The 26099-nt window shown below is 34.4% G+C and carries 27 protein-coding genes and 1 other annotated feature; of the genes, 2 read left to right on the top strand and 25 right to left on the bottom strand.

The window, feature by feature from the left end; genetic code table 11:
* Positions 1-80: 80 nt before the first annotated feature.
* The 7 genes from BTM29_RS08335 to BTM29_RS08305 all read right to left on the bottom strand — a co-directional run bounded on the left by BTM29_RS08335 (position 81) and on the right by BTM29_RS08305 (position 8854).
* Positions 81-2180 (bottom strand): peptidoglycan D,D-transpeptidase FtsI family protein, encoded by a 2100-nt coding sequence (locus BTM29_RS08335; RefSeq protein ID WP_076618838.1) that lies wholly within the window; start codon positions 2178-2180, stop codon positions 81-83.
* Positions 2181-2220: 40 nt separating this feature from the next.
* Positions 2221-2517: a HesB/YadR/YfhF family protein gene (locus tag BTM29_RS08330; RefSeq protein WP_076616025.1), complete on the bottom strand. Its 297-nt coding sequence runs from the start codon at positions 2515-2517 to the stop codon at positions 2221-2223.
* A gap of 51 nt (positions 2518-2568) precedes the next feature.
* On the bottom strand, positions 2569-3045 hold the full coding sequence (greA, locus tag BTM29_RS08325) for a transcription elongation factor GreA (protein ID WP_076616022.1): 477 nt from the start codon (positions 3043-3045) through the stop codon (positions 2569-2571).
* A gap of 105 nt (positions 3046-3150) precedes the next feature.
* Positions 3151-4299, bottom strand: a complete 1149-nt coding sequence (mltG, locus tag BTM29_RS08320; RefSeq protein ID WP_076616019.1) for an endolytic transglycosylase MltG — start codon at positions 4297-4299, stop codon at positions 3151-3153.
* 54 nt (positions 4300-4353) lie between these two features.
* Positions 4354-6762, bottom strand: a complete 2409-nt coding sequence (gene pheT, locus BTM29_RS08315) for a phenylalanine--tRNA ligase subunit beta (RefSeq protein WP_076616016.1) — start codon at positions 6760-6762, stop codon at positions 4354-4356.
* 4 nt (positions 6763-6766) lie between these two features.
* Entirely contained in the window at positions 6767-7813 is a 1047-nt protein-coding gene (gene pheS / locus BTM29_RS08310; RefSeq protein WP_076616013.1) for a phenylalanine--tRNA ligase subunit alpha, read from the bottom strand.
* A gap of 279 nt (positions 7814-8092) precedes the next feature.
* Positions 8093-8854: a TrmH family RNA methyltransferase gene (locus tag BTM29_RS08305; RefSeq protein WP_076616011.1), complete on the bottom strand. Its 762-nt coding sequence runs from the start codon at positions 8852-8854 to the stop codon at positions 8093-8095.
* 30 nt (positions 8855-8884) lie between these two features.
* On the opposite strand from BTM29_RS08305, the gene BTM29_RS08300 reads away from it, so the two are divergent.
* Positions 8885-9193, top strand: coding sequence for an acylphosphatase (locus BTM29_RS08300; RefSeq protein ID WP_225972191.1), 309 nt, complete (start codon positions 8885-8887; stop codon positions 9191-9193).
* Between the two features lie 60 nt (positions 9194-9253).
* Positions 9254-10264 carry a membrane protein insertase YidC gene (yidC, locus tag BTM29_RS08295; protein ID WP_076616005.1) on the top strand — a complete coding sequence of 337 codons (1011 nt, stop codon included), beginning with the start codon at positions 9254-9256 and terminating at the stop codon, positions 10262-10264.
* Positions 10265-10295: 31 nt separating this feature from the next.
* Here the strand turns inward: yidC and BTM29_RS08290 are convergent, their stop codons facing one another.
* The 18 genes from BTM29_RS08290 to BTM29_RS08205 all read right to left on the bottom strand — a co-directional run bounded on the left by BTM29_RS08290 (position 10296) and on the right by BTM29_RS08205 (position 26089).
* Entirely contained in the window at positions 10296-11378 is a 1083-nt protein-coding gene (locus BTM29_RS08290; protein ID WP_225972190.1) for a sensor histidine kinase, read from the bottom strand.
* A 29-nt stretch (positions 11379-11407) separates the two neighbouring features.
* The gene (locus tag BTM29_RS08285; protein ID WP_076615999.1) at positions 11408-12094 is read right to left on the bottom strand and encodes a response regulator transcription factor; all 687 of its coding nucleotides are present in this window, start codon (positions 12092-12094) and stop codon (positions 11408-11410) included.
* A 344-nt stretch (positions 12095-12438) separates the two neighbouring features.
* Entirely contained in the window at positions 12439-13860 is a 1422-nt protein-coding gene (gene gndA / locus BTM29_RS08280; protein WP_076615996.1) for an NADP-dependent phosphogluconate dehydrogenase, read from the bottom strand.
* A gap of 71 nt (positions 13861-13931) precedes the next feature.
* A complete protein-coding gene (locus BTM29_RS08275) occupies positions 13932-14489 on the bottom strand; it encodes a YceD family protein (RefSeq protein WP_076615993.1) in 558 nt (185 codons plus the stop codon).
* On the bottom strand, positions 14489-15592 hold the full coding sequence (locus BTM29_RS08270) for a nucleotidyltransferase (RefSeq protein WP_076615990.1): 1104 nt from the start codon (positions 15590-15592) through the stop codon (positions 14489-14491). Before BTM29_RS08270 ends, BTM29_RS08275 begins: the two co-directional genes overlap by 1 nt.
* Before the next feature lie 8 nt (positions 15593-15600).
* Positions 15601-16329 carry a class I SAM-dependent DNA methyltransferase gene (locus tag BTM29_RS08265; protein WP_076615987.1) on the bottom strand — a complete coding sequence of 243 codons (729 nt, stop codon included), beginning with the start codon at positions 16327-16329 and terminating at the stop codon, positions 15601-15603.
* Positions 16319-16684 (bottom strand): ribosome silencing factor, encoded by a 366-nt coding sequence (rsfS, locus tag BTM29_RS08260; RefSeq protein ID WP_076615984.1) that lies wholly within the window; start codon positions 16682-16684, stop codon positions 16319-16321. Before rsfS ends, BTM29_RS08265 begins: the two co-directional genes overlap by 11 nt.
* Before the next feature lie 11 nt (positions 16685-16695).
* Positions 16696-17292: a bis(5'-nucleosyl)-tetraphosphatase (symmetrical) YqeK gene (yqeK, locus tag BTM29_RS08255; RefSeq protein ID WP_076615982.1), complete on the bottom strand. Its 597-nt coding sequence runs from the start codon at positions 17290-17292 to the stop codon at positions 16696-16698.
* Positions 17285-17923, bottom strand: coding sequence for a nicotinate-nucleotide adenylyltransferase (locus BTM29_RS08250; protein WP_076615979.1), 639 nt, complete (start codon positions 17921-17923; stop codon positions 17285-17287). Before BTM29_RS08250 ends, yqeK begins: the two co-directional genes overlap by 8 nt.
* Before the next feature lie 27 nt (positions 17924-17950).
* Positions 17951-18265 carry a YhbY family RNA-binding protein gene (locus tag BTM29_RS08245; protein ID WP_076615977.1) on the bottom strand — a complete coding sequence of 105 codons (315 nt, stop codon included), beginning with the start codon at positions 18263-18265 and terminating at the stop codon, positions 17951-17953.
* A gap of 9 nt (positions 18266-18274) precedes the next feature.
* On the bottom strand, positions 18275-19402 hold the full coding sequence (gene yqeH, locus BTM29_RS08240) for a ribosome biogenesis GTPase YqeH (RefSeq protein ID WP_076615974.1): 1128 nt from the start codon (positions 19400-19402) through the stop codon (positions 18275-18277).
* Positions 19389-19916: a YqeG family HAD IIIA-type phosphatase gene (locus BTM29_RS08235; RefSeq protein ID WP_076615971.1), complete on the bottom strand. Its 528-nt coding sequence runs from the start codon at positions 19914-19916 to the stop codon at positions 19389-19391. The genes yqeH and BTM29_RS08235 overlap by 14 nt, the downstream gene beginning before the upstream one ends.
* Positions 19917-20237: 321 nt before the next feature.
* On the bottom strand, positions 20238-20594 hold the full coding sequence (gene rplT / locus BTM29_RS08230; protein ID WP_076615968.1) for a 50S ribosomal protein L20: 357 nt from the start codon (positions 20592-20594) through the stop codon (positions 20238-20240).
* Positions 20595-20630: 36 nt separating this feature from the next.
* Positions 20631-20828, bottom strand: coding sequence for a 50S ribosomal protein L35 (rpmI, locus tag BTM29_RS08225; RefSeq protein WP_025024860.1), 198 nt, complete (start codon positions 20826-20828; stop codon positions 20631-20633).
* Positions 20829-20842: 14 nt separating this feature from the next.
* Positions 20843-21373 carry a translation initiation factor IF-3 gene (gene infC / locus BTM29_RS08220; protein ID WP_076615966.1) on the bottom strand — a complete coding sequence of 177 codons (531 nt, stop codon included), beginning with the start codon at positions 21371-21373 and terminating at the stop codon, positions 20843-20845.
* Positions 21374-21399: 26 nt separating this feature from the next.
* Positions 21400-21507 (bottom strand) — a sequence feature (ribosomal protein L20 leader region).
* Between the two features lie 54 nt (positions 21508-21561).
* Complete coding sequence (gene thrS, locus BTM29_RS08215; protein ID WP_076615963.1) at positions 21562-23508, bottom strand: threonine--tRNA ligase; 1947 nt, start codon at positions 23506-23508, stop codon at positions 21562-21564.
* 290 nt (positions 23509-23798) lie between these two features.
* Positions 23799-24704 (bottom strand): primosomal protein DnaI, encoded by a 906-nt coding sequence (gene dnaI / locus BTM29_RS08210; protein WP_076615961.1) that lies wholly within the window; start codon positions 24702-24704, stop codon positions 23799-23801.
* Positions 24705-24706: 2 nt separating this feature from the next.
* Positions 24707-26089 (bottom strand): DnaD domain protein, encoded by a 1383-nt coding sequence (locus BTM29_RS08205; protein ID WP_076615958.1) that lies wholly within the window; start codon positions 26087-26089, stop codon positions 24707-24709.
* Positions 26090-26099 lie beyond the last annotated feature (10 nt).

Here is a 26099-nt window from a genome sequence, read left to right as displayed (position 1 = left end):
ATCCTTTCATAAATAGTTCTCTAAAATTCAACTAGTCAAATATACCATTTTTATCAATATTTTTAAAGTATTAATTTAGATTAACTTTGACCCGTCATCTTATAATAATCTGTATAAATTTGTTTTGCAACTAATTGTGGATATGATCCACTCTCACTAGTAAGATTTGGGAACACAATGGCCATAGCAATATTAGGGTCATCATATGGACCAAATGATACTAGACTAGTTGTAATTGTTTCTGGTGGATCAGAGTTATTAGGATCATCCGGATTATAGTAAAACGATTGGGCAGTACCTGTTTTAGCAGCTACAGCCGGTGTTAAATCCTTCAATCTTGTAGCAGTAGTCCAATAATCTGATCCATGAACTGCGTCATACATACCTTTTCTAACGACGTTCAATTCAGACTGTGTAAATCCTACCTTATTCAAAATAGTAGGACTTGTAACGGATTCATAGGCACCTTTGTCACCATTATTCTTAGTCTTTTGAATAGACTGAACAATATATGGTTTTAATCTATAGCCACCATTAGCAATTGTTGAAATATATTGAGCCATTTCAATCAATGTATAAGAATCATAGTTACCATAAGCTAAATCCAGTGCAGAACCTGTCTTTAATTGACCAGCACTATTTCTAGTTGAACCTTCAATACCAGCAGTTTCACCAGAAATATCAATACCAGTCTTAACTCCTAGACCGAATTGGTTAAAGTATCCTCTCATCTTAGAGAAAATATCAGAATCCATAGTCATAGAGACTTTAGGTTCATACTTGGCGTTACCCTCTTTCATGGCAAGAGCCATCATATACTCATTAGAGGACACTTGTAAGGCTTTTTCAGCCGTTAAACTACTATATGTACCAACTGGATAAACTGACTTCTTAACAGCACTACCGGGCAAATAAATAGGATTATCAGCAATCGTATTATTAGTTGGTGTTATAACCCCATCCATTAAAGCACCTAAAACCGTAGCACCCTTAACAGCAGAACCCATAACAAAGGTTCTATTGATTACACCAAGTGCATCTTCTGACGTTTTACCAGTTTGTGGATCATTTTTTGTACCAGCCATTGCCATAATTGCACCAGTCTTAGGATTCATTACAACAACATAAGCACCATCAGAATACTGAGTAATTCCAGCAGTCTGTGCTGCAGCAAATTCAGTTGATAGTGCACTTTGAACTTTCTTTTGGAACTTAGAATCAATCGTCAAATTTAAGTTTCCACCCTTTTGACCACTGTAAACTACCTTACTCTTTTTAACTTGATTATTGGCTCCTATTTGGACTTCACGTTCACTCTTTGTACCAGCTAGAATGGATTCGTAACTCTTTTCAAGATAACTAGTACCGACACGATCATTTCTTGAATAACCAGATGCAAGTAAAGTGTTCAATTCATCGTCTGGAATACCTTGTTGCTCAGTTGATACTCCACCAATAATACTTGCAATTGACTTACCTTGTGGGTATTCACGATTCCAGTTAGTTCCAATACTTACACCAGGTAACTCTGTTAAATGCTCACTGACTTCAGCGATTTCTTTAGAGGTTAAGTCTTTATCTTTCAAGAAAACAGTAGAAAGTGAATATGCGGCACTCATCTTTTTATACAAAGTTGCTCTAGAAAGTTCTGCATCGCTTAAATGAATGCCTTCTTTTTTCAAATACTTAACTTCGTTATTGTATATCTGAGTGTTAGTCAAAGAATCTCCATTTGAATCAACACGCCAAGACTTTGGCATCTGCTTTGCAACTTTAGATTCTTTATTCGGTGCGGCTAAAATATAATCAGCCTTATCACGATCTGACAAAGTTTCCTTTTCGATTGAAACATACTTAGTCAATCTATTAACAATGGTATAGATATTACTAGATTTAACTCCGGAACTCTTAGTATAAGTAATTGCATTTTCTGTTGAATTACCAACTAACAATCGTCCTTTAGAGTCATAGATCATTCCTCGTGGTACGCTTCCTGTCATTACTGTCTTATCTGTTCTATTAACTTCAGCCTCAAATTTGCCACCATAAACGATTTGTAGGTAGGCTAATTGACCAACTAGAAGTGCGAACAAGGCAAAGACAATAAAAAAAAGCAGGTTCAGTCTAAATGGAATAGTAGACTTGGCTTGACTACCTGTTCTTTTCTTTATTATATCCAGTACTCTTCTCATAGGTTTCCCTTCAAAATACTATAAAGCATTATTCATTAGATTTAAAAATATATTCAGGTCCATCTAGTTCTGGGTCATATTCGACCAACAGATCATAACGGGCAAAAAACCAGGTATCACTGTCAGTAATGAAATAAGTGATTCCATCTATTACTGTACTTGACTCAGGTTTCACAGGCTTTTCTTTGCGCATAGCTATTGAAAATCCCTCATGAACCATCGTCTTGCCATATACCTTACCATAGAAATGTACACCATCTCCAGGTACTAAGTCCAATTCTGTTTTGAACCAATTTTGTGCTTTATCTGTTAACTCAATTTTCATTTTGCCCACCTCATCAAATGTCTGAAATAAACATATCAGAAAACGATTACATTATGCAACTTCTACGGCTTTTATTGTTATATCATAACTACCAACAGGTGTTTCAACTGTAACAACATCTCCAACATGTTTACCCATTAATGACTGAGCAATTGGTGAATCATTAGAAATTTTACCTGTATCAGGATCAGATTCAGCTGAACCTACGATTGTATATACATCGGGTTCTTCGCCATCTTCTTGAACAGTTACTTTCTTACCAACAGAAACTTCATCATGTGCAATGTCATCAGTATCAACAACATTAGCATATTGTAACATTTCAATAACTTGTGAAATTCGTGATTCTACAACACTTTGTTCGTCCTTAGCTGAAGTATATTCAGAGTTCTCGGACAAATCACCAAAACTTCTAGCAATTTTTATACGATTAATAACCTCTGGACGTTTTACCTTTTTTAAATCTTCAAGTTCCTCTTCTAGCTTCTTTTTACCTTCTGCTGTCATTGGGTAACTTTTATCTGCCATTCTTAAAATTCCTCACTTTTTTTATTTTCATTATTATTTTTTAATTTCAAAATGTCATCTAACCGGTAGATTAGATGACATTTGCTATTATATACAAATTTTTAACTATTGACCTGTCTTAGCATAACCACTTTCATGCTCTGCAAGAGTATGTGAGAAGGTGACCTTCCCAGTCTTCAAGTTAGCATAGAAGTATAAATAATTTTCAGATCTATCGGCAGGATCAAGTACTGCCTCAATAGATTGTAAACTAGGTGTATTGAAAGGTCCAGGTCCATAACCGGTATTCTTATACAAGTTATATGGAGATTTTACACTAGTATCTTTGTTAGTCAATCTGGTCTTATGAGTATTCAAAGCATACATAACTGAAATATCAGATTGAAGCGGCATATTTACGTCCATACGATTAAAGAATACACCCGCAATCTTTCTACGATCAGTCTTCTTAACACCCTCACGTTCAACTAACGATGCAAGAGTTAATACCTGTTGTACAGTATATCCCTTTTCTTTAATTGTTGAATAATATGGTTGAAGTTCTTCATCTTCTTTTTGAACCATTTGATTTACTAACTCTTTAAGAGTTAATCCCTTATATACACCATATGTTGCTGGGAACAAATAACCTTCAAGATGATAACGAACATTTGTTTTACTCATTGTCGAATCCAACAATTGAGGATATTTACTTTGAAGTTGTTTTAGATACTTTTTGTTCTTCATCAACTTCAAGAAATCCTTCTTCTTAAAACTAGTACTTTTTTGAATTCTATCACCAATTTGATCAATTGTAATACCTTCAGGTACTAGAACTGTATCAGACGCAGTACCTGTAGGTTCAGAGCTGCCACCTTTTTGTAGCTGTTTTACAATCTGGCTTAATGGCATAGATTGTTTAAAGGTATAGTAACCAGCTTGAAAATCGGTATAATTTTGAGCCTTAATATAGAAATTAAAGACAGTTGCGCTTTTAATCACTTCGTCTGATTCTAATTTTTTGGCGATTTCTTTACTAGAAGATCCAATTGGAATTCTTACTACAACGTCTTCTTTATTATTAGAATTATATGGCTGTAGTGAACTATTAACATAGTTAAAACCGATAATAGCAACTACAACAGCAAGTACTGCAATAACTCCAACAATCCAGTACGCAATATGATTAGCAACTGAACGTTCCTTTGCACGAGTCTCTATTTTTTCTTTTGACTCGTGTTTTAATGCTTCTTTTTTCTCATCCTTTTGGCTCAAGACACAGCCTCCCGAGTTAATTTAATTAGAATTATACCATTAGTTTGAACGCAATTATCTAATTTCTACATTAAATTTTTGAACCAAACTGTCCTTGATTATGTCGAAAGCCTTTTCAACTTGATCATCTGTCAATGTAGCTTCGGAATTCAAAAATACTAAATGATAACCAAGTGACTTATGATTTGATTTAATATTTTTGCCTTGATAAACATCAAATATATTTACTTCTGACAAATACTTGCCACCATTTTCAAAGATATCTTTAACAAGAGTTCCACTTTCAATATCTTTATCAACTAAAATAGCAAGATCACGACTGACACTTGGGTATTTAGGAGCGGATTGTGCCTGAACGTTTCGCTTCTCCATACCGAATAGTGTATCTACATTTAATTCAAAAACAAAAGTATCATCAATACTTTGTTCCTTTTGATAGTCTGGATGTAGTTTACCAATAAAACCAATAGATTGTCCATCTGCTATTATTTCAGCTGTTTGCCCTGGATGCAAGTTAGAAATTTTGTTTGTTGCCACAAAATCAAAACTTGCATCAATATTTGTGAATGACAATAATTCTTCAACTATAGCTTTAACGTCATAGAAATCAACCTTTTTGGCACTTGTATTCCATGAATCCATAAATATATTCCCACTTATGGCACCAGCAATATATTCTATTTCTTTGGGACGATCAACACCATTTTCACGGTCAAAAATTCTAGCCTGCTCAAAAATACTAATATCATTATTATTTCTAGCTTGATTATATGCAACATTCTTGATCAAGCCTGGTATCAAACTTGTTCTCAATACTTCATGGTCTTCAGTCATGGGGTGAAGAAGTTTTGTATAGTTAGTATTAATAACATTGAAATCAGCTGCTTCTTTTTTATTCATCAAAGCAAAGTTGATAACTTCGTCCATTCCCTGACCTAATAATACATTACGCAATTTATTGCTAAATTCACGTTTAGCTGAATATCCACCTGCTGTTTCCATTCCCTTAGGAAGTGTTCCTTTAAGGTTTTCATAACCATATATACGGATTACTTCTTCGACAACGTCTGCTTCAATACTCATATCCCAGCGTCTTGTAGGAACTGTAACAACTAAATCATCCCCATTAAGCTCTGTGTCAAATCCTAATCTATCCAGAATAGATACTATTTCATCTGAAGATAATTCAATTCCCATCAAATGGTTTATATGTGACACTTTACCCTTGATAATCGTTGGATTAGCCTTTGTATAAGATCCAACAATCTCTTGAGAAATTTCTCCAACAGTAGTATTTTCATCAATCAATTGACTAGCGCGAATCAAAGAGTCCGAGACGGCTCCATTATCAACACCCTTTTCAAACCTATTAGAGGCATCACCACGTAAGTCATGTCTTTGTGCTGCTTTACGCACACTTGTACCATCAAATACGGCACTTTCCAAAACTATATTCTTAGTTTCAGTAGTAACACGAGCTTCAATCCCACCAGCTACACCGGCAAGTCCCAAAATCTTATCACCAGACTTAACGATTAGATCATTATTATTAAGTACCTTACTTGTACCATCGTCTACTACAAATTTATCACCTGAGTGAGCATTTGTTACTGTAATCGAATTGTTTTCAAGTTTATCCAAATCATAAGCTTGAATAGGTTGACCATATTCAATCATCGTATAATTAGCAGCATCAACAACGCTATTAACAGGTTGAATATTTTGATTCCATAATCTACGTTGCATCCAAAGTGGACTTTCAGTAACTTTTACATCTTTAAGTACACGTGTCATAAAGTCAGGTACAAGTTCTTTATTTTCAACTTCAATTGTTAGATCTGTATTTTCTTTTACTTTAGAATCATCAATTTTTGGAGTCTTGAATGTTGGCTTTTCATTATATGTTGCTCCAACTTCCCAAGCTGCACCACGCATACCCAAGGTATCAGCACGATTTGGTGTAATATCCATATCGATCATTCCATCACTCAGTCCAAGAACTGACAATGCATCACTACCCGGTTCAACGACTTCTGGGAAAACATAAATTCCATTGTGATAAGCTTCTGGAACATATTTAACAGGGACACCGATTTCGTCTAGTCCACAAATCATACCGTTTGATTCTTGACCACGAATCTTGCCACGTTTGATACGTTTCCCTTCTGGTAAATGTGCGCCATGTAAAGCAACGATAACATATTGACCATCAGCAACATTAGGGGCACCACAAACAATTTGGATGTCCTCATCTTCACCTATATATACAGTAGTAACATTCAAATGATCTGAATCTGGATGCTTTTTGATACTTGTAATATGACCAACGACTAATTTATCAAGGCCTTCATCATTATGAACGGGAGAAGATTCAATACCTGTTAGAGAAATCTTATTCGCCATTTCCTCAACTGTATGAGTAACAGGAATATATTCTTTCAACCAATTAACGGAAATTTTCATTATTTTAATTTACTCCTTTGAATTGTTCTAAAAATCTGACATCATTCAAATAGAAATCACGGATATCATTTACACCATATTTGAGCATAGCAAATCTCTCAGGTCCAAGACCAAAGGCAAATCCACTATAAACTGTTGAGTCAATTCCTGACATTTCAAGAACATTAGGATGACTTAATCCAGCACCTAATACTTCAATCCAACCAGTGTACTTACAGATACGACATCCCTTACCACCACAGTTAAAGCAAGAAACATCAACTTCAACACTTGGCTCCGTGAATGGGAAGTAACTTGGACGGAAACGAATTTCACGATCTGGTCCAAAGACGTGACGACATAGCGCTTCAAGAGTTCCCTTTAAATCTGCCATAGAAATATTCTTATCAACAACTAAACCTTCAATTTGGTGGAATTGATGAGAATGAGTTGCATCATCATCATCACGACGATATACAACACCGGGTGAAATAACTTTCAACGGACCCTTTGAAAAATCATGAGACTCCATATCACGACCTTCTTGAGCAGAAGTCTGTGTACGCATCAATAATTCATCAGTCAAATAGAAAGTATCTTGCATATCACGAGCAGGATGATTCTGAGGAATATTTAAACGTTCAAAATTATAATGATCTTCCTCAACCTCATTACCAGCATCAACTCGATAACCTAATCCAATAAAGAATTCTTCAATGTCTTCAATCGTTTGATTCAAGATATGTCTTGTACCATATTTGTTAGATTGTGCAGGAAGTGTGACATCAATTGTTTCTTCTTCCAGCTTTTTAGCAACCATTTTACGATTTAATTCTTCCATCTTTTCTTCAATGGCGGCTTGGATATCTTGTTTAACGTTGTTAGCAAGAGTACCTATTTCAGGACGCTCTTCTGCTGGAACGTCTTTCATTCCACGAAGTGCTTTTGTGATTGGTCCTTTTTTGCCTAATAAATTAATTCTTAAATCATTTAACTCTTGAATTTTTTCAGCTCTACTGGCTTCATCAATACCATTAGTGCGTAAGTCTTTTAATTTATCATTTAATGACATTCTAATTCCTCCTAATTCAGTGCATAAAAAAAGTCCTATCCCAAAATAAGGGACGAGGACTCGCGGTACCACCCTAGTTCACACAAATATGCATGCACTCAAGGGTTTTATATAGTAAACCAGTCTTTAAAACTCAGAAAGTGAATTCACCGCTTAATTTATTAGACCTTCTCAGTAACTGGTCTTTCCTGAAATAAACTCCACGACTACTATTTTTCATCAACGTTTTACAAATATATTATATGCCAATTATACAAAATATAGAAAGTTTCGCAAGTTTTAAATTGCTTTTAATCCATACATCAAAATTCCAGCTGCAACGGCAACATTCAATGATTCAGCCTTACCAAGAATTGGAATATAGATATTTTCATCCATTTGAACCAATACTTCTTTGCTTAATCCATGAGCTTCATTACCCATAACTAAGGCAAAATCTTCACTATTTTCTAGCTTTTTATATGGAAGTGCTCGGTCATTAACTTCTGAACCATAGACTTTAAGTCCTGACTTCTTAGCAAGTTTCAATACATCTTGCATATCCATGCGATAGATTGGTAAATGGAATTGACTACCTTGCATTGAACGTTGAACCTTAGGTTGGTAAAAGTCAGCAGAATTCAAACTTGTTATTACGCCTGCATAACCGGCAGCATCAGCAGTTCTAACGATAGTTCCGACATTTCCTGGGTCTTGAACATCGTCTAAAATAACCCATTGGCCGTGCATATCAGTGAGTGGTTCAGTATTTTGAACCTTTATCACTGCAAAGATACCTTGAGGTGTTTTTGTTTCAGATAGTGATTCAGCAATATCATCAGAAATTCCAACTGCTATATCACGATACTTCTTTGCAAGACGATCGTTCTCTTGCTTTTCAGTTACTAACAACTTAACAAACTCTTGGTCATTAGCATCGGCTTCTTGTATTAAATGAAAACCTTCAATCAAATATGTACCAGTTTTTTTGATGTATTTCGTTGAAGACAATTTATTAATTTGCTTAATATCTTCATTTTTTTTAGATTCAATATATTTCATAGATTTATTCCCCTTATTTTATACGTTATAATGGTAACATATTCGTTGATTGAGGTGATAAATATGATGCATCTTTCCATTAATGTTAGTGGATTAGTACAAGGAGTCGGATTTCGTTACTCAGTTTTAAGGGTGGCACTCGAAATGGGTGTGGTTGGAACAGTCAAAAATGAAATGGACGGCTCGGTCAGTATCGAAGCACAGGCTGATGAACGTGTTTTACATATTTTTTTAAGTAAAATGAAAGCTTCGCCTGCACCCTTTGGCAGAGTTGACAATATGGACTATAATTTTTCTAATGACTTGAAATCTTATAAGAAATTCACTGTCATTGGTTGAAACGTCAATAAAGTTAACGTATATTACTTTTATATGAGTAAAAGGGTGGTTTGTTTATAATTGAATAAAAAATTGGTCAAATATGTTTCGGTGCTGTCACTTGTGACTGTGCTGGCCTTGGTTCTTACCGGATGTGCTCAACGTACCGGTACGACCTTACATGCTCCAACTAGTGGGCCTTACGGAATTATCTACAAATGGATCGGAACACCGTTCCAAAACTTAATTCTGGCCACAGCAAAAGCTATCGGTGGAACGAATGCTTATGCTTGGGGAATTGTTATAATTTCCTTTATCGTCCGTCTTATCTTATTACCACTTTCCTTGAATCAACAATACAAATCTACAGCACAACAAGAAAAAATGCGTGCTGTTCAACCACAATTGAAATTAATTCAAGAAAAGCAAAAGCAAGCAAAAGATCCAGCAACACAACAAAAGATAAGTGCATTAATGATGGAAGTCTATAAGAAAAACGACCTAAGTCTTACTGGTGGTTTAGGATGCCTTCCATTGCTTCTTCAGATGCCTGTGTTGATTGGTATTTATCAAGCCGTACAATATTCTAAAGCAATTGGTAATGCGACTTTTCTTTCATTACCACTTGGTAAACCAAGTATGGTCATTACAATAATTGCTACATTGTTCTACGTTGTTCAAGGATTCATGTCATTGCAGATTGTTCCTCAAGAGCAGAGAAAACAAATGCAAACAATGTTATTAATGAGTCCTATGATGACATTCTTTATCTCAATGATTTCTTCAGCAGCCCTAGCACTTTACTTCTTGGTTGGTGGTGTCGTAATCGTAATTCAACAAGTAATTACAAACTACATCATAATGCCTAAGATCAAGCGTGAAGCAGATGCAAGATTAAAGAATCATCCAGTTAGCGTCGTAGTTACTGAGGAATCATTAAATGCAATCCTTGGTAAATCAGAAACAACTTCTTCAGATGATTCAACAAATCTAGATCCAGATAATGAACGTGGAAATGAGACACCTTCTGAATTTCACAAGAATTTACGTGAATTAAACAAAGGTAAACAACAAGATAATAAGAAAAAATAAAAAACACTTTGGGATTTTCCCAAAGTGCTTTTTATTTGGCTTCAATTCTCTTTTTCTTTGAACGTGCCTTCGCCTTTTCTTCTGAATCATTCTCTTCATCAGAATCCTGAACTAGTGGCAATTCAATTCTAAATACGGTACCAGATCCAACGACACTTTCAACTTCTAAAGTTCCATGATAGATCTCAACTAACCTTTTAGCGATAGAAAGTCCTAATCCGTTCCCTCCACGCTTTCTAGAGCGTGCCTTGTCAACTCTGTAGAATCTATTAAAAATACGTTTAACGTCATTTTTAGCGATTCCAAGGCCATAATCTTGTACGGCAATTTCGAGAACTTCTGAATTAGTTGAAGCTGATAAGCTAATTTCCTTACGATCCGCTGAATATTTAAAGGCATTATCAAGAAGAATCACCAAAACTTGCTCTAGGTGATTTCGATAAATTTTAACCATACTACCTTCACGAATGTCATCATCAAAATTAATAACGAAGTCTGTATGTATCATTTTAAAATCATTATAAACTTGTGTGAATAAGGGTTTGATCTCCGTAGTTTGATCCAAATAGTCACTATCAATTTGTTCAACTCTTGTGAGATCGAGCATTTCTTGAATCAAGGATTGCATTCGCTTTAATTCTTGCAATGAAGAATTAATTGAATCATTCAAAACCTCTGGGTCATCTTTTCCCCAGCGTTGTAACATACTCAAATGTCCTTCAAGAACAGCTACAGGAGTCCTTAATTCATGTGAAACATCTTCAACGAATTCTTTTTGTTGATTAGTATATGCCTGCATGCGATCCAACATTTTATTAATATTAACTGTCAAATCGTACACTTCATCATTTCTTTTACGAATCTTGATACGTGAATCAGAATCAGGTTTTTTATTAAGATCATCGATAGTATTATTAATAACCTTAAGATTTTTCAAAACCTGAGTAACGGCAAAAAAGCTCAAGACAATCCCTACAACAAATACAACTATTCCGGCAATTATCAATTTAGTTTCAAATGAGTGAATTACCTCAGGGGTGGCGATTTCATCAACCGTGCGCATGGCTAGAATAGCGACCACAATATAAGCCGCTAAAATAACAATAGAAATCATCGTTGTCCATTTAAATCGAATGGAAATCCTCATCGACGCATCACATATCCTTTACCACGAACAGTTGAAATATAACTAGGCGCACCACCACGATCAATCTTATTTCTAAGATATTTAATATAAACATCAACGACGTTAGTTTCTGTACTACTACCAGTTCCCCATACACGTTCTAGTAAGTCATCACGACTTAACACTGTGCCAACATTTTCCATCAAGGCACTCAATAGATCATATTCACGTCTAGTCAAGTCGATAACTTCACCATTACGTTTCAATGTTTGAGTAGTCTTATCAATAACCAAATTCTTATATTTCAAAACTTGATCATTATTTCTAGTAACATCAATATCCAAATCAATACGTCTTAATAACGCACGAATTCTTGCCAATAATTCTTCGATCGCAAAGGGTTTAACAATATAATCATCAGCCCCATGATCTAATCCAGATACACGATCAATGATTGAATCACGTGCAGTCATCATAATAATTGGTGTGTTTTTTTCTTGACGCACACGGCGACAAACTTCAATTCCGTTTAATTCTGGAAGCATTAAATCTAACAAAATTAAATCCCATTCTTCGCTTATAGCAGCATCAAGACCTGTTCGGCCATCTTTTTCAACTGTAACTTCATAATTTTCATGTTGAAGTTCTAATTGAACAAACTTGGCCATGTTCTCTTCGTCTTCAATAACAAGTATCTTAGCCATACCATTCTCCTGTATATTAAATTATTTTAATTATCACTTAATTATTAAGTGGATTGAGCCCTCTCAAGGCAATGCACTAATGATTTTAACATATAGCAAAAATTAAAAGAAGACAAGTTTTTTATTTTAAAGTAAAAATTACATAATTGTACATTCATTTATCACTTAAATTAGGAATACTCTTACGAATTAAGCTTGTTACTAATTCTACTTGCAAAGTGCTGATATGACTCCGTTATGGAATATGCAAAATGATTTTAAATTAAATATTTTCCAAAATAAAAAATCGTGCTATTGATTGAATTTCAATAGCACGACTTTATTTAAAATTTATTTTCTAAAATCTATTGTTCTTTATACCAAGTATAGTGGAAAATTCCTGGTTTATCAGTTCTCTCATAAGTATGTGCACCAAAGTAATCTCTTTGTGCTTGTACTAAGTTAGCTGGTAATACTTCAGAACGATACTGATCATAATATGTTACAGCTGACATGAATCCTGAAACAGGAATACCTGCTTGAACGGCGTAACTTACAACATCACGAACAGCTGATTGATACTTATCAACAATATCCTTGAAGTAATCATTTAACAATAAGTTATCAAGCTTTGCATCTGTATCATATGCATCAGTGATCTTTTGTAAGAATTGAGCTCTAATAATACATCCAGCACGCCAGATTTGAGCGATTTCGCCATATTGTAGATCCCAATCATAGTGATCTGAAGCAGCTTTCATTTGTGCAAATCCTTGAGCATAACTCATGATCTTACTGAAGTACAAAGCCTTACGGATTTTTTCAACTAATTCATCGACATTAAAGTCAACTTTCTTTGTAGGTCCAGCCAATACTTTACTTGCCTTAACACGTTCATCTTTATATGCAGAAATATAACGTGAGTATACGGCCTCTGTAATTAATGATTGTGGAACACCAAGTTCTAGGGCACTTTGTGAGCTCCACTTACCTGTACCTTTGTTACCAGCTTTATCCATAATCTTATTAACGATAAAGTCATCACTGCCTTCATCGTCTTTTCTTGTTAGGATCTCAGCAGTAATTTCGATAAGGTAACTTGATAATTCTCCTTTATTCCAATCCTTGAACACATCGGCAACTTTGTTCAAATCATTGTTGTACAAGTGTTTCAACAAATTGAAACTCTCAGAAATCAATTCCATATCACCATATTCAATACCATTATGAACCATCTTTACATAGTGACCGGCACCATTTGGTCCAATATATGATACACAAGGAGCGCCGTCTTCATCAGCTTTAGCAGAAATTTGTTCCAAAATAGGAGCAACCAAATCATAAGCTTCTTTTTGTCCACCTGGCATTAGTGAAGGACCTTGTAATGCACCAAGTTCACCACCAGATACACCCATTCCGATGAAATTAATACCTGATTCATCTAGACGCTTGTTTCTTGAAATTGTGTCCTCAAAGAACGTGTTACCACCATCAATAAGAACATCACCCTTATCAAGCAAAGGGATAAGTTGGTTGATGACTGCATCAGTACCAGCCCCGGCCTTTACCATCATAAGAATACGACGAGGTTTTTCAAGTGAATCTACGAAATCCTCAATTGTATAACTTGGATATAATTTTTTATCAGGATGTTCCTTAACAACAGCTTCCGTTTTAGAACCTGTTCTATTATAGATTGCAACATCGTAACCACGACTTTCAATATTTAGGGCTAAGTTCTTACCCATGACAGCCATGCCAATAACACCAATTTGTGGTTTTACCATCTTTTTACCTCCAACTTTAATTACATAACATATTAATAATAACAAAAAAACAAAAAAGGAGTATATATAAACTACTCCTTTTCCTCATTATCTTTAAATAAATTCTTTAATTTAGCAAATTCAGGGTTAATTTGCTTATCTTCTTCTTTTTGCTTTTGATAATCTTCTTCAGAAATAACTTCCCAGTTGTTACCTGAAGGCATATTCTTACCATTGATTTCTTCTTTAGTTAAAACCTGACTTGGAATATTTAACAATATATTATCCAAAATAGATTCATAAACATTCACTGTCGGATGATCATCATCAATGGGAATGATAATAGTATTTTCATCAATATCCTCAGTATCAATATCGTCAATATTATATGCTTCATTGATTCTAAACTTCAATGGTATCTCAACTGGTTCCAAACTTCTTGTAGATGGCACTGTAACAGGAACATCTACTTTAATATCTGAAATAACTAATCCATTATCATTGAAAAGTTGCCCACTGATTTTTGCAACGCCAACACTAGAAATATCCTCTGATCGTTCCATTAATTCTTTTTTTAAATCTAATTCTTCGTCAAAAGCAAAGGGTTTGTCTTTGTACTTGCGTACATCTTGAACATCCCAATTTAGCATTAAATTTCTCCTTCCATAATCGGTATTCTACCGAAATCCTGTTCTTGATCATCAATTATTCCTCTAATTTTATCAACTTTAACTTCAAGCGACAAAAGTTTAGATTCTTTTTTGCCAACACGTGTTATCAAAGGAACATCAACGTTTTTCTTTAAGGTATTCAAATACTTTTTTCCAACATCATCAAATCCTAATACTCGTAAATATGGTAACTCAAAAACCTTAGTTATTTCAGTTTTCTTTACATTTAGTAAAGTATATAAACATAGTCTTCTAAGACGTGACAATGTGTATCTTTTTGATTTGAGATTCATCAAAAAATCAGTAAAGTCAGTTGAATTTACAATTTCTTTTATAAATTTATATTCTAATCCTTCAACCATTTGGTAAATTTGTTGAAGTTCCTGCGGTGAACTGCTCAAAATTTGATATTTCAGAAGTTCAAAATAATTATCCCAACTTAAACTTTTTGAAATATCTAGTTCACTTTCAGTAATATCAGGCACTAGTCCACTTATAGATTCATTATTTGATAAATGGTCTCTGATCTGTGTAGCACTGTAATTATCAGCTTTTCGTAAAATTGTCTTTACGTTCATATTATAGTCATTTTTAATTATTTCTTGAACATAATTGAGACCTAACAATTGATTGGGTCGCTGTAATATATCCAAACCAGAGCTTTTATATAAGTCATTCAAATTAGTAGCGTACGAACTCTTATAATCCTGAACAAATTTGGTATCAACTTTTAATATTTCAGTTGCCAATTGCTTGAAATTCAAATCCGTTTCAGTTCCAAATACCAAGTTATTGACGCCTAATTCATTTAAAAGTTTTATACTGCCTTTAGCAAATAGATCAGCTGGTTGCACAGAATATGCAAACGGTAATTCAATTACCAAATCAACTCCACTAGAAATTGCCATACGAGCCCTACTCCACTTATCAACAATCGCAAAATCACCCCGCTGCACAAAATTACCAGATACTACGGCAATCAAGACGTCAGGGTGATATTTTTTTTTGATTGAATCAATAAAAATTTTATGACCATTATGAAATGGATTAAATTCTGCTACAAATCCATAAATTTCTGCCATAAGAACCTCTATTTTTCTGCCGAAAAGAACCAGCGATTAGACTTTTGTTTGACTTCTGATTTACCAAAATCAGCACTAACGGAAATATTATTGAATCCGACATCTTCCAAAATCCTTATAAACGTTTTAATTGGATAAGTTCTTTCATGATGAATTTCTGTATTTGCTTTGTATCCACCAATTTTTTCATCCCAATCAAAGAATGTCAATTCATGCTCAATACTGTGAGGAACTTCACCTTCATAACTACTCCACATGAAGGCAGAATCTTCCTCTTTGTGATTAAACATGTATCCTGGGAATAACTCATCCATCTGATATAGAGAATGAGCATCAAATAGATACTTTCCACCCTCATTCAAATGTTGATAAACCTGATTGAATGTAATGGCTAATTCATCTTCATCTTTTAAGTAACAAATCGAATCATCAAAACACGTAATCACGTCATAATTGCCCATTTCAAACAGATCCATCATATTGCTTTGAACAAATGGTATTGAGACATTACTATCTTTAGCCTTTTTTTCAGCAATTTTGAGCATTTCCTCTGATAGGTCAGTTCCAGTTACCTGATACTTATCAGCAAGTTGGATGGTTAAATCACCAGTTCCGCATGCAACATCTAATAAAGTCTTTGCATCATTGGTATTATTCTCAACGTAACTTGCCCAATTCTTGTATAAGTCATCATCCATTAATTCATTATATACACGTGCGAATGAATTATATATCATTCTCAGTTACCAAGTTTGAAACATCAACTACTGGTGCATCTGACCAAAGTTTTTCTAGATTGTAAAATCCACGTTCTTCAGATATAAATACATGCACAATAACATCATGTAAATCAATTAAGACCCACTTAGAATCACGTTTACCTTCAACATGACTTATATCTACGTTATTCTTGCCCATTTGGTCCAAAACCTCTTGAACAATAGCATCTACTTGTCGTTGTGAACTTGCATCCATAATGACAAAATAGTCTGCCATAATACTTACTTCACTAATATTTAATACACTAATGTTATTAGCATGTTTATTGTCCGCTGCTTTAACAGCAGTTTCCATAATTTCTTTTGAATTCAATTAAAGATCTCCTATAGTTTATTAATCCAGTAATTATAACTTACAAATGTTGCTGGATATATTTCTCGATTTTTATCTATTAAATGTGCAATCGAATGCTTCAGCTCAAATGCTACTGCAGAATCTATTGATTCCTCAGCATACTCTCTAGCCTCGTCGATTCCTGGAAAATCACGCTTTGGTTCAATAAAGTCTGCGACAAATACACACTTATCAACCTGTGTCATTTCAGTGGCACCAACAGTGTGGCGCCTAATTGCATTAAGAACATCTTCATCAGCAATATTCAACTCGTCCTTAACAATTTCTGCACCAACTATTCCATGCCAAATTGCGTTGTTATAGTTTAATAAATTAGAATCTAAATGTTTAGTCTTGATGACTTGCTTAAACTCATCATCAGAACGCTCTTTTGCATAATCATGAAGTAATCCCGCTAATCCTGCCTTTTCCACATTGGCATCATATTTAACGGCTAATTCACGTGATACACTTTCAACACGTAAACAATGTGTATAGCGAAAATCACTAAGATTTTTCTTCATCTTATCTAATACAGCATCGCGATCAAAATCATGCTTAACTTCTTCATAATTAAAATCAGTCAAGGAATAACCCCCTGTCTTTTATGTAATCCTCTACTTCAGTTGGAACCAAATACTTGATAGATTGACCCTTTTTCACACGGTCTCTTATCATACTAGAACTAATTTCAAGTTCAGGCGTATTTACCCAAAGTATAGGGTATTTTGATTTTTTTTCAAAACCTTTTCGACAGACACCAACGAAATGTACCATATTTACAAGTTCATCAATATGGGACCAGCTAGGTAAGTTCTCGACCATATCTCCACCTATTATAAAGTAATACTCAGTATCTGGATTGTACTGCTTTAATAGCTTGATAGTGTCATAAGTATAACTAACACCACCACGGTTTATATCAGTTAAATCCAAATCAAAATGAATATTATCACGAATAGCCATCTTGATCATTTCAATACGTTCATCACTACTAATAGATGGGTTTTCTTTTTTGACATTTTTATGTGGTGGTATTTTATCCGGCAAAAATAATACCTTATTCAGGCACAATTGTTCATATACTTGTTCAGCAATAACCAAATGTCCCAAATGGACCGGGTTAAAAGTACCGCCTAGGATTCCAACATGTCTTTTCTTTTGATTAGTATTAAACTGTGGTTTCACTTTAGTTAATAATTGATTTTTTGTATTCATTTTCCATCACTATATCCAATAAAAAAATTAAATTTTTTCTAATTCTAATGAATATTTACGATTTTTGATTTTAGGTGCTTTTTTGTAAATAATCACCTTTGAACCAATTGTTTGAACTGGAACAATTTGATCATCCAATTCCATAAGTGCTGTTATCAATTCTTTAGGCTCAACCATTGTATTTTGTAACAATGAAATTTTGAGCAACTCATTTGTATTAACCAATGTTTCTATTTGTTGTAAAAGGTTATCACTAATGCCTTCCCTACCAACTTGAATCAATGGCTTAATTGTTTGAGCTTGTCCTCTTAAATAGCTGTTCTTTTTTCCTTTAATTATCATCTGTTCTCCTTAAATGATGGCATCTCGTATTGAAACGTTGACACCCTCTGGTACATACACACGTACTTTAGTATTTTCAGGTATAGTTACCCAACCTAGACCATAAACAACAATATCTGATCTTCTGTGAGCTGTGAATTCGTGTTTCTTTAATACTGGAAAATCGTCTACATCAGTTGGTGGAGTCAAATCCTTACCAACATGTTTTTCGTAATATTCTGTAGCATTAACAGTTTTAGTACGGTGTAACAACAATCCTTGACTGACATAAAATACAACATTTGATTTTTCATCCAGAAAATCAAATCTTGCTATTCCAGAAACAAATATTGTCTGGCCATCACGCAATTGGAATGTTGAAGGACGTAGTGGCTTTTTAGGTGTAATTATTTTTAAATCTTGATCATTCAAATAATGAGCTAGTTGATACTTGTGAATGATACCTGGTGTATCAACTAAATTGTGTCCATCATCCAATGGAATATCAATACGATCCAAGGTTGTACCAGGGAAACGAGATGTTGTGATCAAATTTTTGACATTTGAACTTTGAGCAATAATTCGATTAATTAAAGTCGACTTACCAGTGTTGGTTGTACCAACAACGTACACATCTCTTCCTTTACGGTACTTATCGATCATTCTCATCAACTTATCAACATTAATACCTTTTTCAGCTGAAACCATTATTTGATCAATTGACTTAATTCCATTTTCCTTACTCTTTTGTTGCAACCAGTTTAATAAACGATTTGTGTTTACTGATTTAGGTAGTAAATCGACTTTATTACCGACAACAAGTATATCCTTATCACCAACAAATCTCTGTAGTCCAGGGATTACACTACCTTCATAATCAAAGATATCAACAACGTTCACAATCAAACCGTCTTCTTGAGCAATTGAATCCAATAGCTTCAAGAACTCGTCATCTTCTATATTAACATCAGTAATTTCATTATAGTTACGTAATCTAAAGCATCTCTTACATAAAAGTTCTCTAGAATCATCTTCAGAGTCATTCTCCAAATATTTCTTCAATGTTGAATTCTGAATAAATCCTGGTTTTGTATCATCCTCAGTTTGAAGCTCAGCTCCACAACCAACGCAATACAATCTTTCACTAGTTTCTGTCATTTAATGAATCCTTCCAATACATATTCGTGTCATGTTTTTCTATAAAGTTCAAAATAGGTCGTTCAAAGAATCTATTAACTCGAGTCTTTTTAGCATCTGTTTCAACTAATGGCTTAACAAGCACAGTCTTTAAACCAGACATATTACCAGCCAAAACATCAGTCATGATCTGATCACCTACAAATAAAACACTTTGTGGTGAAATATGTTCTATCTTTAGGTGACGCATAATTACAAATGGTAAAGGCTTAACAGCACGAGCAACAATTGATACTGGCAAATCCAATACCGCCTTTTCAACACGCTCATAACTATTATTAGAAACAACCATAACTTCAATATTTGCCTTGTTCATTTTATTGAGCCACTTACGAAGAGTCAAATCATAATCGTTACTATTCCATGGTAACAAAGTATTATCTAGATCAGTCATTATGGTAGTAACATTCAATTCTTTTAAATCACTAACCTCAAGGTCAGTAATTTTATTCAACATAACATATGGTTTAAACATTATTAATCCTCATTTATACTTAGTAAAGAAAGGTATAAAGATATTTATCAATTATCCCTTAATTGATAAAATAATCACCTTTCTGAAACAGCTACATATTAAACTAAATAAACAATTTAAAAGCACAATTTCAAAATGAAACTGTGCTTTACAAGTCATCTAGCTATTTAAAATATTATAACGCAAAATACTTCATTTAACTAACCATTTATCTGTCTACATCGTCCAATAAACAATGTTAACAAATAACAAGTTATCATTTAATTCACTGACGACTTTATAAAAAAAGCGTAATTTGGGATACCCAAATTACGTTTTTTATTAAGCTAAAGCTTTTTTAGCTGTATCTGCTAAACTTGTGAATGCTTTTGGATCTTCAATAGCAAGTTGTGCCAACATTTTACGGTTGATATCAACATTAGCTAATTTCAAACCATGCATTAATTTGCTATAACTGATTTCGTTCATTCTTGCAGCAGCGTTAATTCTGGCAATCCATAACTTACGAAAATCACGTTTTCTTTGACGACGATCACGGAATGCATAACGGTATGAAACCATGATTTGTGTATGAGCAGCTTTAAAAGTGATATGTTTTGAACCACGATATCCCTTAGCTAATTTTAATACCTTCTTACGACGCTTACGAGTTACTGTTCCACCTTTTACACGTGGCATAATGACTCCTCCTTTAAATTACAAATAAATAATTAATTAATATGTAGCTAGCATTTGCTTAATACGTTTCATATCGCTAGCATTAACCATTCCTGGTTTAGCTAATTGACGACGTTGCTTCTTTGTCTTACCGTGGAAACGGTGACTTGTATAAGCATGGCTTCTTTTCCAACCGCCATTAGCAGTTTTCTTGAATCTCTTAGCTGATGCACGGTGTGTTTTTTGTTTAGGCATTAGAAACCCCTCCACTATTTTTTCTTATTATCTTTGGAACCAATTGGATCAAGCATTAAAAACATGCTACGACCGTCCATCTTAGGCCTAGTTGTTACATTAGCAACATCCTTAGTCTCTTCAGCTACACGATCTAAAACTCTTTTACCTATCTCTTTATGAGTAATTGCTCTACCCTTAAAACGAAGAGATACCTTGACCTTATCACCTTTAGCTAAAAACTTTTTGGCATTATTGACCTTAGTATTGAAATCATTTGCTTCAATAGTAGGACTTAGTCTAACTTCTTTTAAACTAACGGTTTTTTGTTTCTTACGTGCTTCTCGATCTTTCTTTTGAAGTTCAAACTTATATTTACCATAGTCCATAATTCTGGCTACAGGTGGTTTGGCACCTGGGGACATAAGGACAAGGTCCATATTTGCTGCATCAGCCAAACGTTGGGCTTCTGCTGCTGGTTTAACACCAACTTGATCTCCTGTTTCAGAAATTAATCGTACTTCTTTGGCACGGATTTGATCGTTTATTAACAGATCTCTTGCTATGAGTAGTCACCTCCGGAAAAATTCTGATCCCACTAAAAAAGTGGGCGCATACGCACGCCCACTATTATCTACATAATCGTATTAACCTAGAGGCATATAGCTTAGGTGAGAAGCGGGCGCTTCTGCTTAATCTCAACAGTTAATAATGATACTGTAGATTGATATCATTGTCAACAATTATTTAATAATTATCCATTACTTCTACTGAAGTTATTGATATCTGAAACAACACTATCAACAAACATTGGTAGGATTTCTGAAGCTGAATCATCTTCTCCATACTTTCTTACTGAAACAGTAGCATCGGCCATTTCTTGATCACCAACAACTGCTGTATATGGAATTTTCATTGTTTGTGCGTCACGAATCTTGTAATTCATCTTTTCATCACGATCATCGATCTCTGCACGAATATTCTTAGCACGTAACTCTTTAAGCAAGTTTTCAGCATAACCACCATGTAATTTTTGGTTAACAGCGATAATACGTACTTGTGTTGGAGCTAGCCATGTTGGGAAGGCACCCTTGTACATTTCAATCAAGTAAGCAATGAATCTTTCCATAGTTGAAACGATACCACGGTGAATCATAACTGGTCTATGTTCTTCACCATCTGAGCCGACATATGTCAACTTGAATTGTTCTGGTTGCATGAAGTCAAGTTGGATTGTTGATAATGTTTCATCATTACCTAGAGCAGTCTTTGTTTGAACATCAAGCTTTGGACCATAGAATGCAGCTTCACCTTCTGCTTCATAATACTTAAGGCCAAGATCATCCATAGCTGCTTTAAGCATTGATTGTGATCTGTTCCACATTTCATCATCATCAAAGTACTTTTCAGTATTAGCTGGATCTCTGTAACTTAGACGGAATGAATAGTCTGTAATATCAAAGTCTTTGTAAACTTCTACCATTAATTGAAGTGTACGTTTGAATTCTTCCTCAATTTGATCTAAAGCAACGAATGTATGACCATCATTTAAAGTCATTTCACGTACACGTTGTAATCCACTCAAGGCACCAGATTTTTCGTATCTGTGCATCATACCTAGTTCGGCTATACGAACTGGTAATTCACGATATGAACGAATGTGATGTTTGTAAATTTGAATATGTGAAGGACAGTTCATTGGACGTAATTCAAGCATCTCGCCATCACCCATGTCCATTGGTGGGAACATGTCTTCACGGTAGTGTTGCCAGTGACCTGAAGTCTTATAGGCATTTAAGTTCATAAGGATTGGTGTGTAAACGTGTTGATAACCCCATGCAACTTCCTTGTCGATGATATATCTTTCAATAACACGACGGATAGTAGCACCATTTGGCATCCAATATGGAAGACCAGCACCAACTTCTGGATCAACAAAGAACAAGTCAAGATCACGGCCGATTGTTCTATGGTCACGCTCTTTAATCTCAGCACGACGTTTTGTATCTGCCTCAAGGTCGTCTTCCTTATAGAAGGCTGTACCGTAGATTCTTTGTAACATTGGGTTACTTGACTTACCTTGCCAATAAGCACCAGCAACTGACAATAGATTGAAGTGTTTCAAATCTTTCATGCTTGGAAGAAGTGCATCATAACCAAAATCAACAAATCCATCTAATTTATAAACTGGAATCTGAACGGATTCGATTGCATCAATCAATGATGACTTGTATGGGTCATCTTTGAACATTTCAACAAGTTCTGATTTGTCCATCAATACACGTTCAATTTTGTCATTATTCTTAACGATCTTATGCATACCATCTGCAATTTTTTCTAATTCATCAACACTGATTTGTCCATCTTTATCATCAGTATCAACATAGAAGCCATCATCATTAGAAGCTTTTTCACCAAAGTGAAGTCCCTTCTTAAATTCAGCTGCAGCTGCGCTAAATACTAAACTAGCAGTGTTTCTCAAAACCTTAAGTGAATCTTCATCATCTTGGCCGGCAACGATTTCAATCTTACCGTCTTGTTTTATTTCACGTTCGATATCAATTAAAGTACCGTTTAATTTACCAGCAACAGCCTTTTTTCCAAGTGATGTACTAATTGATTTAGCAACATCTAGAACAGTAGTGCCTTCATCAAACTCCTTAACAGAATCATCTGGAAATGTTAATTTGATTTTTGACATATGTCTTCCTCCTAATTTTTGGCAACAAAAAAACGTCCCTAAAGTATATACACATATATGTTGTATACATACTTTAGGGACGCATTTCTACGCGGTTCCACCCACATTAAAACTGTACAAAAACAGTTTCCACTCTACTGGTTATAAAGTAACCGACACTTATACAGTTGTTAATGAAAGTGGTAACTTCAGTAATGGGTAAGCTTTCAGTAAACGCACCCTCCCTGAATAGAACCGAAGTGTTGTCTTTCATGAGTTCATTGAAACATTTCTATGATCATTTTGCAAGACTATTTTTGAAATCTTTTATTCGGACCACTAACAATGACTTCTTTTGAAAGATATTTTATACGTTCCATAATTCGCTGTGCCTTTACTGGCTCTTCTTCTCCACGCTGATTAATAGACAGGTGTTTCTCCAGATTAGACATTGTGAAATTAGATGAAAAAAATGTTGGCATATTTTCTTGCATACGATATTGCAAAATGACTCCAAGAACTTCATCACGGATCCAACTAGACATTGAATCCGCTCCAATATCATCTAACATCAGAATTTCTGCTTCTTTAACTTTATTTACTTGAGCCAAAACATTATTTTGACCAATTGAATTTTTCATTTCAATTGCAAAAGTTGGAAAATGCATAATAGTTGTCTTTACATCTTTTTTGATCAATTCATTAGCAATTGCACCCAATAAGTAAGTTTTACCGACACCGAAATCTCCAGCCAAATAAAGTCCTGGAACAAAATTACCTACGTCGTAGTTCTCTATAAAGTCAACAGAAGCACTTAAAGCATCTAACCTACCGGACCCATCATAGTCATCCAATGTGGCTTTCCTTATATCACTAGGCATATTAAGCAATACAAATTTAGACTCATAACTACTCTTTCTTTCTTGAACCTGAGTCTTCTTATTTGGAGCATAAACAACTTCAATATTGTGATTACTTACAACTAATTGTGGGACATATCCCTTAGACAATTCGTTGGGATGCACCTTATGATTGTAGAATTCATAAATACTAGCCGCACTAACCTCAATTGCTTCAGGATTGATTTTGTCTTTATTTTTATTTATAAAATCTTGTACATCTTTATCATTAAAAGCTTGTTCCATCAATTGACTGTACTTTTTATCTGAATCTCTGGATTTTAAAAACTCAGATATACTGTTTCCCAATTTTTCCATAGCTAGTTGTCCTTACTTCTCATTTTTCTGAGTCTTTCCTGTAGTTCATCTTGTTTCTTTTTAGCATCGTCACTTTCAGATGACTTAGATACTACCTTACTCCAATCAGTTCCCTGTTCAACACGACGACTACTTTTATTATTGTAACGGCGTTTTGGATTACGTGGTTTCGTTTGAAAGTCGTGTAATCTTTGCAAAGCTTGTTCAGGAGTATCAACATGATTTTGTTGCCAATCGTTAGCTACAGTTTCCATCAAAGCAACCGTCAAAGTTGGTGAATTTTTCAAAATATAGTCAACCATTATATTCAATACAGATGGTGACAAATAAGTCTTCATGGCCATATCACGTAAAGCGCGTGATTCAGCAGCACCAGTAAATCCACCACTTTTTTGTTTCTCTGCAGCTAAAAAGTCGGCTGGTGCAAGAGATTTAGCTTGTTGCACTAATAAATTATCTGCACGATTCAAATTATTGTTGGATTCATCTAGATTGGATTGATCTGATTCTTTAACTTCTGTATTTTTAACAGAGATATTAGCATTACGGGCAAATCTATCCTGTACTGATTTCTTTAATCTTATCGGATCAATTTTGTGATTTACAATATCACTGGTTTGACCTATCACATCACTTAATGCAATTTCATCTATTCCATAAAACGCATGTAAATCAATTACTAGCTGTTGATTTTCAAGCAGATTTTCTCTACTGATTTTAGCAATTTGCTCAATTCTATCACCAATAAGATTCCAATCTAATTCAGGAATCGCAGTCTGTTTGATTTCAGGTTGTTTTTTATCTTTGATTTTATCAAATTCATTTTGAGCATCGTTCACAGCAGATGGAGTATTGATCAAGTCTTCATTGCCTAATTGGAATACCTCTAGAAAATCCTTACTGGTCTCTTTTGCATCATTCAAAATTTCATTAGATTGGAAATATTTTTTTACTAATTTTTTATAACTTTTATCACCAATTTGTTCATACAAAAAAATACTCATTAAATCATCCTTGAAGAATTCACGGGGAGATAACGGCTCATAAAGCTGATAAATATAATATTCTCCAATATTATCCTTTTTTTGATAAGTGCGAATCAAACCGAGTGCTTCAGCTTTAATCCGTTCACTATAAAAAGTCTGTAAATCAATATCTAATAAACTAAGTAACTCGTTATGACCTTGACGATCACTAATCAATTCCTTGTTAGGAATCTTTTCCCACAATAACAAATAAATACTGAATGCCCTCGTTCCAAGTAATGGCAAATAAAGATCCGTCAATACATGACGTTCATAATCGTTTATTTGTCCATGTGGAAGACACCAGTATCCTGTTAATGGAGTGAATTTTGCCGAATCATAATTAAACTCTTTGGCCAACTTAACACTT

Source organism: Companilactobacillus allii, assembly GCF_001971585.1.
GTDB classification, from domain to species: Bacteria; Bacillota; Bacilli; order Lactobacillales; family Lactobacillaceae; genus Companilactobacillus; species Companilactobacillus allii.
Note: the sequence above shows the minus strand (reverse complement) of the source record. Positions and strands in the feature narration are given on the sequence as shown.

Bases quoted from the DNA above. Each gene is read 5' to 3' on its own strand.
- BTM29_RS08235 (WP_076615971.1), bottom strand. From the start codon at position 19,916: ATGTTTAAACCATATGTTATGTTGAATAAAATTACTGACCTTGAGGTT.
- greA (WP_076616022.1), bottom strand. From the start codon at position 3,045: ATGGCAGATAAAAGTTACCCAATGACAGCAGAAGGTAAAAAGAAGCTA.
- pheS (WP_076616013.1), bottom strand. From the start codon at position 7,813: ATGTCATTAAATGATAAATTAAAAGACTTACGCACTAATGGTATTGAT.
- pheT (WP_076616016.1), bottom strand. From the start codon at position 6,762: ATGAAAATTTCCGTTAATTGGTTGAAAGAATATATTCCTGTTACTCAT.
- BTM29_RS08270 (WP_076615990.1), bottom strand. From the start codon at position 15,592: ATGGCAGAAATTTATGGATTTGTAGCAGAATTTAATCCATTTCATAAT.
- BTM29_RS08275 (WP_076615993.1), bottom strand. From the start codon at position 14,489: ATGCTAAATTGGGATGTTCAAGATGTACGCAAGTACAAAGACAAACCC.
- BTM29_RS08330 (WP_076616025.1), bottom strand. From the start codon at position 2,517: ATGAAAATTGAGTTAACAGATAAAGCACAAAATTGGTTCAAAACAGAA.
- yqeH (WP_076615974.1), bottom strand. From the start codon at position 19,402: ATGACAGAAACTAGTGAAAGATTGTATTGCGTTGGTTGTGGAGCTGAG.
- gndA (WP_076615996.1), bottom strand. From the start codon at position 13,860: ATGGTAAAACCACAAATTGGTGTTATTGGCATGGCTGTCATGGGTAAG.
- BTM29_RS08265 (WP_076615987.1), bottom strand. From the start codon at position 16,329: ATGATATATAATTCATTCGCACGTGTATATAATGAATTAATGGATGAT.
- dnaI (WP_076615961.1), bottom strand. From the start codon at position 24,704: ATGGAAAAATTGGGAAACAGTATATCTGAGTTTTTAAAATCCAGAGAT.
- rpmI (WP_025024860.1), bottom strand. From the start codon at position 20,828: ATGCCTAAACAAAAAACACACCGTGCATCAGCTAAGAGATTCAAGAAA.
- BTM29_RS08305 (WP_076616011.1), bottom strand. From the start codon at position 8,854: ATGAAATATATTGAATCTAAAAAAAATGAAGATATTAAGCAAATTAAT.
- BTM29_RS08245 (WP_076615977.1), bottom strand. From the start codon at position 18,265: ATGATAATTAAAGGAAAAAAGAACAGCTATTTAAGAGGACAAGCTCAA.
- thrS (WP_076615963.1), bottom strand. From the start codon at position 23,508: ATGTCAAAAATCAAATTAACATTTCCAGATGATTCTGTTAAGGAGTTT.
- BTM29_RS08250 (WP_076615979.1), bottom strand. From the start codon at position 17,923: ATGAATACAAAAAATCAATTATTAACTAAAGTGAAACCACAGTTTAAT.
- BTM29_RS08290 (WP_225972190.1), bottom strand. From the start codon at position 11,378: ATGATTTCTATTGTTATTTTAGCGGCTTATATTGTGGTCGCTATTCTA.
- BTM29_RS08300 (WP_225972191.1), top strand. From the start codon at position 8,885: ATGGTAACATATTCGTTGATTGAGGTGATAAATATGATGCATCTTTCC.
- BTM29_RS08285 (WP_076615999.1), bottom strand. From the start codon at position 12,094: ATGGCTAAGATACTTGTTATTGAAGACGAAGAGAACATGGCCAAGTTT.
- rplT (WP_076615968.1), bottom strand. From the start codon at position 20,594: ATGCCACGTGTAAAAGGTGGAACAGTAACTCGTAAGCGTCGTAAGAAG.